This window comes from [Ruminococcus] lactaris ATCC 29176 (assembly GCF_025152405.1).
Lineage (GTDB): Bacteria > Bacillota > Clostridia > Lachnospirales > Lachnospiraceae > Mediterraneibacter > Mediterraneibacter lactaris.
The window spans coordinates 1,399,163-1,415,152 of record NZ_CP102292.1; the positions used below are offsets into that span (position 1 = coordinate 1,399,163).

Sequence of the window (15,990 nt, forward strand, 5' to 3'; positions counted from 1 at the left end):
CCGGTACCTCCTAGCTGCGTACAGTCTCTACACAGTTATTCATCAGCATGGCGATCGTCATCGGTCCTACTCCGCCCGGAACAGGAGTGATCGCTGATGCAACTGGTTCAACATCTGCAAAATCAACATCTCCACACAGATGATTTTCTGCATCCCGATGCATTCCGACATCAATAACAACCGCACCTTCTTTAACATAATCTGATGTTATGAAACGCTCTTTTCCGATTGCAACGATCAGAATATCTGCTCTTCTTGTCACATCTGCAAGATTCTTCGTTCTGGAGTGTGCAATCGTAACTGTTCCATTTTCCCGGAGAAGCAGTGCTGCCATTGGCTTCCCGACAATATTGCTTCTTCCGATGATCACACATTCCTTTCCGGCAATCTCTATTCCCGAACGCTTCAGCAACTGGATCACACCGGCCGGAGTGCAGGATAAAAATCCCTTTTCCCCGATCCACAGTTTTCCCACACTTTCAGGATGGAATCCATCCACGTCCTTATCAGCCGAAATCGTCCGGATGATCTTATCTTCATCAATCTGAGCGGGAAGTGGGAGCTGTACAAGGATTCCATTTACCGTATCATCCGCATTCAGTTCCTTTACAAGCTCTACAAGCTGCTCTTCTGTCGTATCCTCCGGCAGTTCATATGCCCTTGATTCTACTCCGATATATGCACAGGCTCTTTTTTTATTTCTTACATAAACGGAAGAAGCCGGATCATCCCCTACCTGAATGACGGCAAGACAAATGTCCGTTCCGTCATTCTTCAATGCTTCTACCTCTGCTTTTAATTCATCTTTAATCTGCTGTGAAATTGCCTTTCCATCAATTAATTGTGCCATTCTTGTCTCCTTCTTGTTCCGGTTACCCTATTATTTTATACACCCTTTATTTGATGTTGGGGTCAAAAGCCCCCAACAATGATGCCAACAGATTGTTTCGTGCTACGCACTCCCACAATCCTACCCGCTATTCGCATATCATGGTGCTTAGAACAGACCTGTAATCTTTCCGTCGTCTGTTACATCAATTCCATTTGCTGCCGGTACTTTCGGCAGTCCAGGCATGGTCATTACTGCACCCGTCAGAGCGACAACGAATCCTGCACCGGCACTGACATAGACTTCTCTGATATGGATATCAAAATTCTCCGGTCTTCCAAGCTTCTTCGCATCATCTGACAGGGAATACTGATTCTTCGCCATACATACCGGGAAATCTGAGAATCCCATCTCTTCGATCTTTGCGATCTGCTTTGACGCAGCCGGTTCATACACCACATCTCTTGCACCATAGATTTCCTGTGCGATCGTACGGATTTTATCTTTCAGAGAAAGTTCTTCACTGTAAAGTGGATGGAAATGGCTTTCCTTTGTCTCCAGCGTCTCCAGTACTTTCTCAGCCAGTGCGATGCCGCCTTCTCCGCCTTTTTCCCATACTTCTGAAAGTGCAAACTCACAGTTATGGTCATGACAGAATTTTTCAATAAATGCATTCTCTGCATCCGTATCTGATACAAAAGAATTCAGCGTAACAACAACCGGCACACCATATTTCTGAATATTTTCAATATGCTTTTCAAGATTTACAATTCCTTTTGCAAGTGCATCTAAATTTTCTTCTGCAAGATCTGCCTTTGCAACACCGCCATTGTATTTTAATGCACGTACTGTTGCGACCAGGACAACTGCATCCGGCTTCAATCCTGCCATCCGGCACTTGATATCAAAAAACTTCTCGGCTCCAAGATCTGCACCGAACCCTGCCTCCGTCACTGCAATATCGCCAAGCTTCAGGGCCATCTTTGTGGCACGCACACTGTTGCATCCATGTGCGATATTGGCGAACGGTCCACCATGGACCAGTGCCGGTGTATGTTCCAGTGTCTGAATCAGATTTGGCTTGATTGCATCTTTCAAAAGTGCAGTCATGGCACCGGTTGCCTGCAGATCATCTGCTGTCACCGGATCTCCATTAAAATTATAAGCGACAATAATTCTTCCCAGACGCTTCTTAAGATCAGCAAGATCATCTGCAAGGCAGAGAATTGCCATAATCTCGGAGGCGACTGTAATAACAAAATGATCTTCTCTTACCATTCCGTCGGTCTTTCTTCCAAGACCAACTACAATATTCCGCAGGACACGGTCATTCATGTCCACGCAACGTTTCCACACGATCTGACGTGGATCGATCCCCAGGGCATTCCCCTGCTGGATATGATTATCAAGCATTGCTGCCAGCAAATTGTTGGCAGAAGTGATGGCATGAAAATCTCCCGTGAAATGAAGATTCAGATCCTCCATCGGAACCACCTGTGAATAACCGCCACCGGCTGCTCCTCCTTTGATTCCAAAGCATGGTCCAAGAGATGGTTCGCGTAATGCGATCACTGATTTTTTGCCAAGCTTTGCAAATGCCTGTCCAAGACCTACAGAAATTGTCGTCTTTCCCTCTCCCGCCGGGGTCGGATTAATGGCTGTAACAAGAACCAGCTTTCCGTCCTCGCGGTCCTTGATCCGTTCCCAGAGTTCATCAGAAAGCTTTGCTTTATACTTTCCATAAAATTCCAGTTCAGCCTCTGCGATCCCTGCACCCTCTGCCACCTCTCTGATGTGCTTCATTTCTGCTTCCTGAGCAATCTGAATATCCGTCTTCATTCCTGTTTCCTCCTTGTTCATCCCTCTTATTTTCAATAACATCCTCACACTTTCATGCAAGTTCTGTAAACTACGATTCCTACTTATTTTCCGCTATGTATGCGTCAAATTCTTCTTTTGACATAAGAACTTTTCTCGGCTTTGTCCCCTCTTCGGGACCGACAACTCCTGCTTCTGCAAGCTGATCCATGATCCTTGCAGCACGGTTGAACCCAATCTTGAACATTCTCTGGAGCATTCCGATCGAAGCCCTGTCTTTGTCAATGATCAGTTGTCCTGCTTCTGTAAAATAGACATCCCTGTCATCTGTATCCTCCGCAGATACTCCTGAAATGGATGTCGGAACATCTGCAGTCATCATATGTTCTTCCAGTTCATTACTGTAAGCCGTACTTCCATTTTTGTCAATCAGATAATCTACAACTTTCTGAACTTCTTTATCAGAGACAAAGGATCCCTGCACCCTCACCGGCTTTGGATAACCGGATGGATAGAACAGCATATCTCCTTTTCCCAGCAGCTTTTCTGCCCCGTTCATATCAATGATCGTACGCGAATCCACTCCCGATGAAACTGAAAATGCAATTCTTGACGGCATATTTGCCTTGATCAGTCCCGTGATGACATTCACTGACGGACGCTGGGTCGCAAGGATCAGATGAAGCCCCGCCGCACGTGCCAACTGTGCAAGACGACAGATCGCCCCCTCCACTTCTCCGGGAGCTACCATCATCAGATCTGCAAGCTCATCAATGATGATAATGATCTGTGGAAGTTTTTTCTCTGCATCTTCTCCGGTCTCACCTCTCAGGACTTTTTCATTGAATCCTTTCAGGTCCCTTACATTGTACTCAGCGAAAAGCTTATAACGCTTTTCCATCTCGGCAACTGCCCAGTTCAAAGCCCCGGCAGCCTTTTTCGGATCAGTTACAACCGGAATCATCAGATGCGGGATTCCGTTATATACACTCAGTTCTACAACTTTCGGATCTACCAGGATCAGCTTCACATCTTCCGGATCTGCTTTGTAGATAATGCTCATGATCAGGGTATTGATGCAGACAGATTTACCTGAACCTGTCGCTCCTGCGACAAGGAGATGCGGCATTTTTGCAATATCTGCCACAACAACTTTTCCTGCAATATCTTTTCCAACTGCAAAGGAGATCGGTGATCTGCTGTTCTTGAACTCATCGGACTCCAACAGATCTCTCAGCATAACGGCTGTATTTTCACTGTTCGGGACTTCAATCCCGACAGCAGCTTTTCCCGGTATAGGAGCTTCGATCCTCAGATCAGCAACAGCAAGATTCAGCTTGATATCATCTGCCAGCCCGACAATCTTGCTGACTTTTACTCCCTGTTCCGGCTGCAGCTCATACCGGGTCACAGACGGACCACAGCTTGCATTGGTGACATGAACCCCTACTCCAAAGTTCTGAAGTGTCTGCTCCAGCTTTAATGCTGTGGCACGCAGATGTGCATCGGAATCTCCACCGCCCTTTTTCCCTTTTACCAGAAGATTCATCGGTGGAATGCGGTAAATCTTCTGCGGCTGCTCTTCCATTGCTCTGACAGACTGCTCTACACTGGCTGTCTCGGCTGCAACTGCCTGTGCATTTTCTTTCGTATTTTTCCTGTTCCGTCTGGCCGGTATCTCCTGCGGATCAGATGGCATCTGCATCGCATCAGGTACTCCTTCCTCAGCAGATCTTTCTGTTCTGGTCATCTCTGTCTCTTCTGCTGTAAGCGGTTCTGCACGGTTAATAACAAACCGCCCCGGATCCGATTCTTCGCTATCTCCTCCGTCAGGGACTGCTCCTTCCGGGGTCAGTTCCTGGATCTCAGGAGATTTTCTCCGCCTTCTGCTTTTTCTCTCCCGCGGTACTTCCTCTTCTCCTTCCCCATGCAAAAGAGTCGTTGCAAAGGAAACTCCTCTTGCCTTTTTCCCTTTTTCACCAGGAACTCCTGCTCCGCTCTCTTCTGTCTCCTGAGCTGTCTGCCGCTCTCTTTTTTTCCTTTCCCGCTCTTTCGTACGGATCACTGCGGTTTCCTGTCTCTTTCTTTTTGCCTCTTCATACGCGACTTTGCTTTTCCGTCCGATGGGAGACAGAAGAGAACGCTCTGTGATCAGGATAATACTGATGATTCCCAGTACAACCAGGATCACACCGGCACCGATCTTTCCAAAAAGCGGACAAAATAACCGGATCAGACAGCCTCCTGCGAAACCTCCTGCATTCTTATGCTCACTGGATGCGACATAATAAGAAAATAATGTTGCATTTTTATCGTATGGATGGAACAAAAGCTCAATCATTCCGCACAGGATCAGAAATAATGCAGCAACTGCTCCTAATTTTATGTAAGCATGGGAATTTCCCTTATTGGAAATTCCAAATGCAACTGCTCCAAATAAGATAAACGGCAGAAAATATGCCATAAATCCGAAAATGCCAAAAACTACCGATGACACCGTCTTGCCTACAATTCCACCCAGTCCAAAATTACTGAGGACAAGAAGGATACACACTGCAAGCAGTCCCAGAATGATGATCTCCCCTCTGATCTCATCCCGGTTCTGACTTTGTCCGGATTTCTGCTGCGTCTTCTTTGCCGTACTTTTTGTATTCTTCTTTCCTTTTGTTGACTTCGCAGCCATATAATTCCCCCTTATTTTCACATACTTATTTTAGTATACCATCAATTTTTTTTAGTGTCATCAAAAAAATGATCCGGTTTTTCCTGCTTCTTTTTTCTTCTCTCCTCATCGATCAGTTCATGAAGTTTCTGAAACGCTTCATGAATCCCTCCCACTTCATCGATCATTCCCTCTCTGACAGCTTCCTCTCCCTCCAGCATTGTCCCCACATCTTTCACGAGCTGTGTTGAATCCAGCATCAGCTCCACGATCCGTTCCTGGGAGATATGAGAATGGGACGCAATGAAGCGGGTAATGCGGTCCTGGGTACGCTCCATATTTCGATAACTCTGGATCACTCCGATGAACATTCCAGAAGAACGCACCGGATGAATAATCATCGTGCCTGACGGGACAATAAAAGAATAGTCTGCAGATACAGCCAACGGTCCTCCGATAGAATGACTTCCTCCAAGGACCAGTGATACGGTCGGTTTTCCAAGGGATGCGATCATTTCTGCAATTCCAAGTCCGGCTTCTACATCCCCGCCCATTGTGTTTAAAAGGATCAGTACTCCTTCGATCTCATCATTTTCTTCTGCCTCCGCAAGCCGCGGGAGCAAATGTTCATACTTTGTAGCCTTTGTATTTCCGGATACATTCTCATGTCCTTCAATCTCACCGATGATCGTCAGAAGCTGAATCCCATACGGGTTTCCCTTTTTTCCCAGTTCCATCGTCCCCATTTCGCGGATCTCTTCATTTTCCTTATTTCTCTGCTCCTGTTTTGTATCCATTTTATCTGTTCCCATAGATTCTACCTCCTGCAAGTTCTGAACCATAGTATGAACAGATTTATAATAAATATGTAGGAATACATACAACAGTCCGGGGCGGAACATACGATCTGTATAGACACTCTGCCACTGTCAGTTTTTCCTTCATACCCCGGTATAAAAAAGAAGATACAAATGTATCCAATTTACACTTGTACCTTCTCATCGTTATTAATCTTCCAAAGCCTGCTTTACATCAGCGATCAGGTCTTCAATATTTTCAATTCCAAGACTGAAGCGGATCAGATCCGGCTGTACTCCTGCCTCCAGAAGTTCCTGCTCATTCATCTGTCTGTGTGTATGACTTGCCGGATGCAGGACACAGCTTCTTGCATCAGCCACATGCGTCACAATAGCAACCAGTTTCAGCTTATCCATCATTTTCACGGCAGCTTCTCTTCCACCCTTTAATCCAAAAGTGATGACACCACAGCTTCCATTCGGCATATATTTCTGCGTCAGATCATAATACTTATTGCCAGGTAACGACGGGCAGTTTACCCATGCTACTTTTTCATGTCCCTGCAGATATTCCGCCATCTTAATTGCATTTTCACAATGTCTTGGCACACGCAGATGCAGACTCTCCAGTCCAAGATTCAGGAGAAATGCATTCTGCGGTGACTGGATCGATCCTAAATCTCTCATCAACTGGGAAGTTGCTTTTGTGATATAAGCACCTTTTCCAAATTTTTCTGTATAGATGATTCCATGGTAAGTCTCATCCGGTGTTGTCAGTCCGGCAAATTTATCTCCGTAAGCAGCCCAGTCAAAATTACCGCCGTCAACAATCGCACCGCCTACACATGTTGCATGACCATCCATATACTTTGTTGTGGAATGCGTCACAATATCAGCCCCCCACTCAAACGGGCGGCAGTTGATCGGTGTAGCAAATGTATTATCTACGATAAACGGAACCCCATGCTTATGTGCCGCCTTTGCAAATTTTTCAAAATCCAGAACGACCAGTGCCGGATTTGCAATCGTCTCTCCAAATACTGCCTTTGTATTATCCTGAAATGCTGCTTCCAGTTCTTCTTCCGTGCAGTCAGGATCAACAAAAGTAGCCGTCACACCCATTTTACGGATTGTATGAGCAAAAAGGTTATATGTTCCGCCATACAGGGCAGATGCACATACAATATGATCTCCCTCTTCTGCAATATTCATAATGGCATAAAAATTAGCTGCCTGACCGGATGAAGTCAGCATTGCCGCTGCTCCGCCTTCCAGATCACAGATCTTTGCTGCTACTGCATCATTCGTCGGATTCTGCAGTCTTGTGTAAAAATAACCGGATTCTTCCAGGTCAAATAAACGTCCCATCTGCTCACTGCTGGTATAGCGGAATGTAGTACTCTGATAGATTGGAAGAACTCTTGGCTCTCCATTTCCCGGTTCATATCCTGACTGCACACACTTTGTCTCAATTCTGTAATTGCTCATTTCCTCTTCCTCCTTGAAATTTTCTTAAAAAATGGAGCAGGCTGTCAATTTCAGCTTGCTCCATATCTTTTTAGTAGGTTATTTATTCATTCCAGTTATGATATACATCCTGCACATCATCATCTTCATCAAGCAGATCCAGTGTCTTCTGGATGTTCTTGATATCCTCTTCTTTTGTAAGGTCAACATAAGTCTGAGGAATCATCGTAACTTCCGCAGAAGCCATCGCAATTCCTTCCTCTTCCAGCTTCAGACGTACATCACTGAAATCCTCCGGTGAAGTAAGCACTTCGTAGCTGTCCTCTTCTTCATTAAAATCTTCAGCACCCGCATCCAGTGCAAGCATCATCAGATCATCTGAGTCCATATCACACTCTTCTTTATCGATAATAATCTGTCCCTTTTCATCAAACATAAAAGATACACATCCCGGAGTCCCGACATTTCCAGCTCCCTTTGTAAACGCATTTCTTACATTTGATGCTGTACGGTTCTTATTATCCGTCAGAGTCTTTACGATGATGGCGGTTCCGTTCGGACCATATCCCTCATATGTAATACGCTCATAATTATCTGCGGAACCTTCCCCGGCTGCTTTCTTGATATTTCTTTCGATCGTATCATTCGGCATATTGTTCGCTTTTGCCTTTGCGATCACATCACGAAGTCTGCTATTATTCACCGGATCAGCACTTCCACCTTCTTTTACTGCAATCGCAAGCTCACGGCCGATCTTTGTAAAGATCTTTCCCTTTGCTGCGTCATTCTTCTCTTTTTTGTGCTTAATATTCGCAAATTTAGAATGTCCTGACATACTTTCATTCTCCTTTTCTATCTGACTTAAATCAATTAAGACTTGTACTTCATCCTGCTCTCCGCAACCAGAGCATTATCTTAATAAGTTTACCACGCTTTTTCTCATCTGTAAAGTCCACGTTCCTGTCTTATGTAGGCAGATTCAGGCTGACACAGATCGCCTCGTCTACTTTTTTCATCATTGCAGAATCTATATGACATACATATTCTTTCAGTCGCTGCTTGTCGATTGTACGGATCTGCTCTAACAGGATCACAGAATTTTTTACTATATTATAATCCCTCGTACTGATCTCGATATGCGTCGGAAGTTTCGCTTTATTCATTTTTGAAGTGATCGCCGCACAGATGATCGTAGGGCTGTGCCGGTTTCCGATATTATTCTGGATAACCAGGACAGGTCGTATCCCTCCCTGCTCTGATCCGACCACGGGGCTTAGATCTGCGTAATAAATATCTCCTCGTCTGACCATTTGTTTTCACTCTCCGATATCTCCGTTATGTTAAGCTATACTTAAGTATCTCCGGATTCATCGGATGTATTCACAAATTCTTCAGATTCGTCCTTTAAAAATAATCTGTCTGCGAAATGATTTTTCCATTCTTCAGGTAAACACGTGGGATTCTCTTACTCAGGCAGCATACAAATTCATAATTGAATCTTCCACTTAATTCTGCAAGATCCTCCACCTGGATCTGTTCCTCCTGATCCCGTCCGATCAGAATCACCTCATCCATAAATGCCACATCGGGGATTTCCGTTACATCAACCATAAACTGATCCATACAGACTCTTCCAAGAATCCTTGCCTTTTTCCCATGGATCAGCACATACCCTTTATTTGACAGTGATCTGGGATACCCATCTCCATATCCCACCGGAATGGTTGCAATCTTCATCTTTTTCTCTGTAATATATGTGCCACCATAACTGATCGATGTACCTTTTCCTACTTCCTTTACGAAACTGACATGACTGACCAGACGCAGAGCCGGACGCAGACTCACTGCATTCTGATCCACGTCGTCTGATGGATACATTCCGTAAATGGAAATTCCCGCTCTCGCAATATCATGCTTGAGATCTGGAAAATCAATGATTCCGGCACTGTTGTCACAGTCAAAATACCGGATCGGAACATTTCGTTCCTCCATCAGTTCTTTCATCCATAAAAATTTCTCATGCTGCTTTAACGTATAAGATTTATCCAGCTCGTCGGCTTTTGCAAAATGCGTAAACATTGCCTCTGTCTGCACATTCGGAAGCCTGCTGATCCGTTCAATGGAAGATGCACTTTCTTCCGTTACCGGGAATCCGATCCTTCCCATTCCGGTATCAATCTTAATATGAAAATACGCAGTCTTTCCAAGTCTTTGTGCAGCCTCTGACATTCCCCGTGCCATTTCTTCAGTATAAACCGCAGCACGAATCTCTTTTTCTACCATCTCCTCGTATTCGTCCGGGAAGACACATCCCAGTACCAGAATCGGCTTTTTGATCCCCTGTTCACGCAGGACACCCGCCTCTCCCATACATGCAACAGCATAGCCCCAGATATATGGCATCTCTTCAAACATTTTCGCCAGCGGAACTGCCCCATGACCATATCCGTCGGTCTTGATGACTGCGATCAGTTTTCCGTCTTCGCCAATCCGCTTTTTCATCTGCTCCATATTATATGCAATGGCATCCAAATCGATATATGCACAAACTCTGCTGTATTTCTTCATTTAGTTACACTCCTTTGCTTTCTTCATCGCTACCTGTATTCCATGGATCAGATCCCTTGCGAGAACACTGTAACCACCTTTTTTATCCCTTGCCTCATCTCCACCACAGGCATGCAGAAAAACGCCTGTCACTGCACTTTGAAATCCATCCATTCCCTGTGCGAGAAGTCCGGTGATCACACCCGCAAGCACATCTCCCGAACCGCCTTTTGCCATGGCTGCATTGCCTGCCAGATTAAGGAAGTTCTGCCTGTCTTTCTGGGCAACTATCGTCCTGCTGTCTTTTAAGACACAGATACACGGGGATTCCTCGGTAAACCGGTGAAGTACTTCAAACCGCCGTTCTACAATTTCTGATACAGAGATTCCTGTCAGCCGGGACATTTCTTTCATATGAGGGGTGAGGATCATATTTTTCCCAAGTTTTTTATACAGATCTTTCCTTCCTGCAAGAAGGTTCAGTCCATCTGCATCAATCACGCAGGAACACTTTGCTTTCTCTATTGTATGCAGCAAAATCTTTTCTGATCTACTGCTTTGTCCTAATCCACAGCCGATACAGATGACATCTGCCCACCCGATCAGTTGATCCAGTTTCTCTTCATCATACTCTCTATAGCAGGAAATGATCGCCTCTGGAAGAAGTCCCTGAAGTACCTGCCTGTTCTCTTCTGCTGTATAGATCTGGACAAGTCCGGCACCAACCGTATACGCTGCTGTAGCTGAAAGATAAGCTGCTCCTGCCATTCCCGGACTGCCGGTGATCATAAGGACTCTGCCAAAACTGCCCTTATGCGAATCCTCTTTTCTTTCCGGCAGCAGATTTCCCAGCTCCTTTTTATCATAGGTCATGCAGACACTTTTCTGTTCAAAAAAGTACTCGGGATCAATCCCGATCGTTACCGGAACAACCTCTCCCGCACAGATCTGTCCCGGATACAAAGCACAGCCACGCTTCTGACATGCCATAGATACTGTCAGTTCCGCCTGAAATGCAATACCAAGCACCTTTCCTGTAGCAGAACAGATTCCTGATGGAATATCCACTGCAACCTTCTGTGCCGTCTGCCGGTTCATCCATCCGATCACATCTCTGTAGTGTCCTGCAACTTCTCTGCACAGACCAACGCCAAAAATTGCATCAATGATCACAGTATACTCTTTCTCGGGGATTTCTGTAAACAAATTAATCCCGAGATTTTTGTCGATCTGAGCCTGCAATCTGCATTCTTCCGTCATAGAGCTTTCTCTTCCCGTAAAAAGCACATCCACATGGCAGCCCTTTTCAGCCAGAAGTCTTGCCACAGCAAATCCATCTCCGCCATTATTTCCACTGCCGCATACGATCAGTGGTCGCCTTAAATCCTTTTTCTTTTCTTCCAGTACTTCAACAATTTTTAATGCTGCCCTCTCCATAAGAACCACAGAAGGTACACCGATCTGCTGGATCGTATACTGATCTGCTTTCTTCATCTGTTCTCCGTCCGGTAAATATCTCATGAGCAGTCCCCTTTCTTTTAAAGACAAACTGCTGCGGACCGGTCCAGCTATGACCATACCCGCAGCAGTCCTCTGCTATTTTTGAATTTCATTGTGCTGGCTGATATTATAAGACAATTTCATCAGACTGTCAGCAAGATGTACACTCTCCACAATGACATCCTTGGGAAGTGTAAGATCCGTATGTGCAAAATTCCAAATGGCCTTGATCCCATTCGCTACCAGGACATCCGCTACTTCCTCCGCTTTTGACTTGGGAAGTGTAAGAGCTGCAATCTCAATATCATTTTCCTGCAGGTATCCTTCCAGTTCATCCAGCATTCTGACAGGGATTCCCCGGATCGTCACTCCCTCAAGACGCGGATTCACATCAAATAAACTTTTTAAAATAAATCCATTCCGTTCAAATGATGCATAATTTGCCAGTGCCTGTCCAAGATTACCGGCACCGATAATAATAAAGTTATGATCCTTATCCAGTCCCAGTATCTTTCCAATCTCCGTATAAAGGTACTTTACATTATATCCATATCCCTGCTGTCCAAATCCACCGAAATTGTTCAGATCCTGCCGGATCTGGGATGCTGTTACCTGCATCTTTTTACTCAGGTCATTGGATGAGATCCTCTCTACACCCGCTTCAAGCAGGTCTCCCAAATATCTATAATATCTTGGAAGCCTGGAAATTACGGCACGTGATATTTTTCTTTGTTCCACTTCCATTGCCCTCCACATCATAATCTACCCAACATTATATAGAATAGTTAAACTTCTGTCAAACTTTACTTTCCTACTTCTTGTATTTTCGGCTATTTTCGATATAATAGATACTTGGAGTTTTATAATAATGAAGAGCCATTTTAAAATAAGAACTATGATATAAGGAGTTTATTGATTATGATTTTAGCCTGTCACAATCTGAATAAAGCATTCGGCGAACATACCATTGTCTGCGACGGTTCTTTTCATATTGAAGACCGGGAGAAGGCAGCTCTTGTCGGGATCAATGGTGCCGGGAAATCTACGATTCTGAAAATGATCATCGGGGAGGAACCCCTGGACGGTGGCGATGTTATTCTTGCCAAAGGGAAGACTCTCGGTTATCTTGCACAGCGTCAGGATCTGACATCCGGCAATACAATCTATGAGGAAGTAAAAAGTGCAAAAGCCGATATCTTTGCAATGGAAGCCCAGCTTCGTTCCATCGAGCAGGAACTGAAATCCTTAACCGGGGAAGATCTGAAAAACCGGCTGGATACATACAACCGGCTTCAGTCTGAATATGAGGCCAAAAATGGCTATGCCTGTGAAAGTGAAATCACTGGTGTCCTGAAGGGGCTTGGATTTACAGAGGATGATTTTTCCAAGCAGACCGATACCCTCTCAGGAGGTCAGAAGACACGAGTCTCTCTTGGAAAACTGCTTCTGACAAGCCCTGATATCCTCTTACTGGACGAGCCGACCAACCATCTGGATCTTAGTTCCATTGCATGGTTGGAAACGTATCTTTTAAATTATTCAGGAGCCGTATTGATTGTTTCCCATGACCGGTATTTTCTGAACCGTGTCGTAACAAAAGTCATTGAGGTCGATCAGGCTCATATTCGTATGTATATGGGAAACTACAAAGCCTATGCAGCGAAAAAGCAACAGATCCGTGATGCCCGCCTGAAAGAATACATGAACCAGCAGCGTGAAATAAAGCATCAGCAGGCAGTCATCGAGAAACTTCGTTCTTTCAACCGGGAGAAATCCATCAAGCGGGCTGAAAGCCGGGAAAAAATGTTGGACCGTATCACTCCTGTTGAAAAGCCCGTTGAAAGCGTCCGCGAAATGCACTTTTCTCTTGAGCCGTCCTGTATCAGCGGATCGGACGTCCTGACAGTTGAACATCTGTCCAAACGCTTTGACAGCCAGCAACTTTTTCAGGATATCAGCTTTGAGATCCATCGCGGGGAACACGTTGCCATCATTGGTGATAATGGTACAGGAAAAACTACCCTGTTAAAAATTATCAACCAAGTAGTCTCTGCAGACGAGGGATCTTTCACGCTTGGATCAAAAGTCAAAATCGGATATTACGATCAGGAACATCACGTCCTTCATGATGAAAAGACGATTTTCGATGAAATTTCCGATGACTACCCATCCCTGACTCATACGCAGATCCGCAATACACTTGCTGCATTTCAGTTTACCGGGGAGGAAGTCTTTAAACAAATCCGTACACTCAGCGGTGGCGAAAAAGGACGTGTATCCCTCGCAAAGCTGATGCTGTCCGAGGCAAATTTCCTGATTCTCGATGAACCTACCAACCATCTGGATATTACCTCCAAGGAAATCCTGGAAGAAGCCCTGAACAACTACAGCGGAACGGTTCTTTATGTCTCCCATGACCGGTATTTTATTAATCAGACCTGTTCCCGCATTTTGGAGCTTGTCAATCAGACTTTTGTAAATTATATCGGAAACTATGACTACTATCTTGAAAAGAAAGAAGAACTGACCCGGGCATACGCATCTGCCCCTGCCGTATCTGCCGGTATTGCTCCCTCGGAATCTTCTTCCGACAATCAGACAGAATCCAAATTGAGCTGGCAGGAGCAGAAAGAGCAGCAGGCAAAAGAGCGGAAACGCAAAAACGATCTGAAAAAGACAGAAGAAGAAATTGCAAAGCTGGAAGAACGAAATACCGTAATCGATGAAGAACTGACAAAAGAAGAAATTTACTCCAACTCCATCGAATGTCAGAAACTTTCTACCGAGCGGGCTGAAAATGAGGAAAAGCTGGAAGCCTTGTACGAGCGGTGGGAAGAGTTGGCGGAGGACGTGTAATAAATTTGTATTTGTTGGGGTGAAAATGATTCGGTATCAGGAAGGCTTTTTGACAGAAGAGCGTCCATATCCGCCCTTGCTGTTGCATCGCAGTGCAGGACCCGCTTTACCTCAGCCCGTTGACAACTTGTAACAGGAATGTGGAAACACTCGTGCAGAGGCACTCCTGTTTACGTTCCTTAACAAGTTGGGCAAAGTGTCTTCGGAACGCTCCTTGTCAATGCACTGCTCACGCAACAGCAAGGGTGGATATTAGGCTTTTCAAATCAGAAAATTTTCCCTCATACCAGAACATTTTCTCCCAACAAAGACGAAATTCCAATAAGAAATAAAGAGCCGGATGGCTATCGACGAAGATAAATGCTCCATCAAATAGTAAATACAATATTTACGAGATGCCAGGGTCAAAAGGTCTAAGCCCACATGAGCTTGCTCATAGGTGGGTGAAAGACCTTAGGCTCCGCCCCGATATGAGCATAAAAGTGGGATGATAATCCCACGATATGCGAATATTGGGTAGGATTGTGGAAGTGCGTAGCACGGAGCAATCCGTAGGCATCAAAGTCGGGGGCTTTTGCCCCCGACATCTTTACGATCGAGTATCTTAGTCAATAGCCATCCGGCTTTTTTCTATTCTTTTTAAATTTGCATTGTTGAGTGACTACGCTGTGGAGTCAGAAAAAAACTTCTTACTGTGACTACCAGCGGAAAGCAGGGTATTCCTGAGCAGGTGCATTAGCAGGGAGCGTTCCGAAGACACTTTGCAGCGTTTGTTAGAGAAAGTAAATCGAGTGCCATTGCACGAAGATTTCCACTTTCGAGTTACAAACGGTCAACGGGCTGAGGTAAAGCGGGCCTGCACCGCGAAGGAATGTCCCTGCTTTCCGCGTCCGCTTCGCCACAAAGAAGCTTTCTGATTTACAAGCGTATCACCCCAACAACTACAAATTTTCTACCTTAATCTCCCGCTCTCATATCTGCTCTTCATCTGCAGAAACCGAACCAGCCCTGCATACCGTTCTTCCAAAGATTCTTCACGTTCTGCATATTCCAGACTTTCTGCAGCCGCCGTCAGAAATCGTTCGCTCAGTACAAGCCTGTGCTTTTTCAGATATTCCAGTTTTTCTTCATTTTTTTCAAGATCCAGAAATTCCAGAATCATCGTCATATCATCCTGCAGTGCCTCGGATTCACAAATCGGAGCAACTTCTTCTATCTTTTCAAAACGATATTTCTGTCCCCACTCATCTGCCTGTTCCCGGATTAATGGACTCATAAAATTCACCAGTCTGCTCACAAAAACTTTTCCCTTTGTTCTGTTCACCGCTACATAGACAACCATTTCTTCTCTCGTCTCTGTCGATATGGCACAATGCAGTATCTCATAAATACCACCTTTAAAATGACGATATTTTTCTCCTGCTTCTGGCTTTTTTCTTTCCATTTTTCTGTTTCCCTCTTTCTGCTGTCTGCATCTAACTGTCAGATTGTACTTTCTGTTGCTCTTTAACTGA

Annotated in this window: 12 protein-coding genes; 1 reads left to right on the plus strand and 11 read right to left on the minus strand. The window is 44.9% G+C overall.

Annotated features, from left to right (window positions below):
• Positions 1-10: 10 nt before the first annotated feature.
• The 10 genes from folD to NQ541_RS06695 form a co-directional block, all read right to left on the minus strand.
• On the minus strand, positions 11-850 hold the full coding sequence (gene folD, locus NQ541_RS06650) for a bifunctional methylenetetrahydrofolate dehydrogenase/methenyltetrahydrofolate cyclohydrolase FolD (RefSeq protein ID WP_005612227.1): 840 nt from the start codon (positions 848-850) through the stop codon (positions 11-13).
• A 147-nt stretch (positions 851-997) separates the two neighbouring features.
• A complete protein-coding gene (locus NQ541_RS06655) occupies positions 998-2,668 on the minus strand; it encodes a formate--tetrahydrofolate ligase (protein WP_023923337.1) in 1,671 nt (556 codons plus the stop codon).
• A gap of 79 nt (positions 2,669-2,747) precedes the next feature.
• Positions 2,748-5,330: an FtsK/SpoIIIE family DNA translocase gene (locus NQ541_RS06660; protein ID WP_005612224.1), complete on the minus strand. Its 2,583-nt coding sequence runs from the start codon at positions 5,328-5,330 to the stop codon at positions 2,748-2,750.
• 41 nt (positions 5,331-5,371) lie between these two features.
• Positions 5,372-6,121 (minus strand): ClpP family protease, encoded by a 750-nt coding sequence (locus tag NQ541_RS06665; protein ID WP_187115601.1) that lies wholly within the window; start codon positions 6,119-6,121, stop codon positions 5,372-5,374.
• 195 nt (positions 6,122-6,316) lie between these two features.
• Positions 6,317-7,594: an O-acetylhomoserine aminocarboxypropyltransferase/cysteine synthase family protein gene (locus NQ541_RS06670; RefSeq protein WP_005612220.1), complete on the minus strand. Its 1,278-nt coding sequence runs from the start codon at positions 7,592-7,594 to the stop codon at positions 6,317-6,319.
• Positions 7,595-7,676: 82 nt separating this feature from the next.
• A complete protein-coding gene (locus tag NQ541_RS06675) occupies positions 7,677-8,408 on the minus strand; it encodes a YebC/PmpR family DNA-binding transcriptional regulator (RefSeq protein ID WP_005612218.1) in 732 nt (243 codons plus the stop codon).
• A 130-nt stretch (positions 8,409-8,538) separates the two neighbouring features.
• Positions 8,539-8,883 carry a type II toxin-antitoxin system PemK/MazF family toxin gene (locus NQ541_RS06680; protein WP_005612216.1) on the minus strand — a complete coding sequence of 115 codons (345 nt, stop codon included), beginning with the start codon at positions 8,881-8,883 and terminating at the stop codon, positions 8,539-8,541.
• 94 nt (positions 8,884-8,977) lie between these two features.
• Complete coding sequence (alr, locus tag NQ541_RS06685) at positions 8,978-10,141, minus strand: alanine racemase (protein WP_005612214.1); 1,164 nt, start codon at positions 10,139-10,141, stop codon at positions 8,978-8,980.
• Complete coding sequence (locus NQ541_RS06690) at positions 10,142-11,641, minus strand: bifunctional ADP-dependent NAD(P)H-hydrate dehydratase/NAD(P)H-hydrate epimerase (RefSeq protein WP_044905741.1); 1,500 nt, start codon at positions 11,639-11,641, stop codon at positions 10,142-10,144.
• 75 nt (positions 11,642-11,716) lie between these two features.
• The gene (locus NQ541_RS06695) at positions 11,717-12,358 is read right to left on the minus strand and encodes a redox-sensing transcriptional repressor Rex (protein WP_023923327.1); all 642 of its coding nucleotides are present in this window, start codon (positions 12,356-12,358) and stop codon (positions 11,717-11,719) included.
• A 180-nt stretch (positions 12,359-12,538) separates the two neighbouring features.
• Between NQ541_RS06695 and abc-f the strand changes: the two genes are divergently transcribed.
• A complete protein-coding gene (gene abc-f / locus NQ541_RS06700) occupies positions 12,539-14,476 on the plus strand; it encodes a ribosomal protection-like ABC-F family protein (RefSeq protein ID WP_005612208.1) in 1,938 nt (645 codons plus the stop codon).
• 952 nt (positions 14,477-15,428) lie between these two features.
• Here the strand turns inward: abc-f and NQ541_RS06705 are convergent.
• Positions 15,429-15,920: a DUF1653 domain-containing protein gene (locus tag NQ541_RS06705; protein ID WP_005611888.1), complete on the minus strand. Its 492-nt coding sequence runs from the start codon at positions 15,918-15,920 to the stop codon at positions 15,429-15,431.
• Positions 15,921-15,990: the final 70 nt, after the last annotated feature.

Excerpts from the sequence above, each read along its gene's own strand:
- NQ541_RS06660 (WP_005612224.1), bottom strand. The coding sequence starts at position 5,330 with ATGGCTGCGAAGTCAACAAAAGGAAAGAAGAATACAAAAAGTACGGCA.
- NQ541_RS06670 (WP_005612220.1), bottom strand. The coding sequence starts at position 7,594 with ATGAGCAATTACAGAATTGAGACAAAGTGTGTGCAGTCAGGATATGAA.
- NQ541_RS06665 (WP_187115601.1), bottom strand. The coding sequence starts at position 6,121 with ATGGGAACAGATAAAATGGATACAAAACAGGAGCAGAGAAATAAGGAA.
- NQ541_RS06675 (WP_005612218.1), bottom strand. The coding sequence starts at position 8,408 with ATGTCAGGACATTCTAAATTTGCGAATATTAAGCACAAAAAAGAGAAG.
- NQ541_RS06705 (WP_005611888.1), bottom strand. The coding sequence starts at position 15,920 with ATGGAAAGAAAAAAGCCAGAAGCAGGAGAAAAATATCGTCATTTTAAA.
- NQ541_RS06655 (WP_023923337.1), bottom strand. The coding sequence starts at position 2,668 with ATGAAGACGGATATTCAGATTGCTCAGGAAGCAGAAATGAAGCACATC.
- abc-f (WP_005612208.1), top strand. The coding sequence starts at position 12,539 with ATGATTTTAGCCTGTCACAATCTGAATAAAGCATTCGGCGAACATACC.
- NQ541_RS06690 (WP_044905741.1), bottom strand. The coding sequence starts at position 11,641 with ATGAGATATTTACCGGACGGAGAACAGATGAAGAAAGCAGATCAGTAT.
- folD (WP_005612227.1), bottom strand. The coding sequence starts at position 850 with ATGGCACAATTAATTGATGGAAAGGCAATTTCACAGCAGATTAAAGAT.
- alr (WP_005612214.1), bottom strand. The coding sequence starts at position 10,141 with ATGAAGAAATACAGCAGAGTTTGTGCATATATCGATTTGGATGCCATT.
- NQ541_RS06680 (WP_005612216.1), bottom strand. The coding sequence starts at position 8,883 with ATGGTCAGACGAGGAGATATTTATTACGCAGATCTAAGCCCCGTGGTC.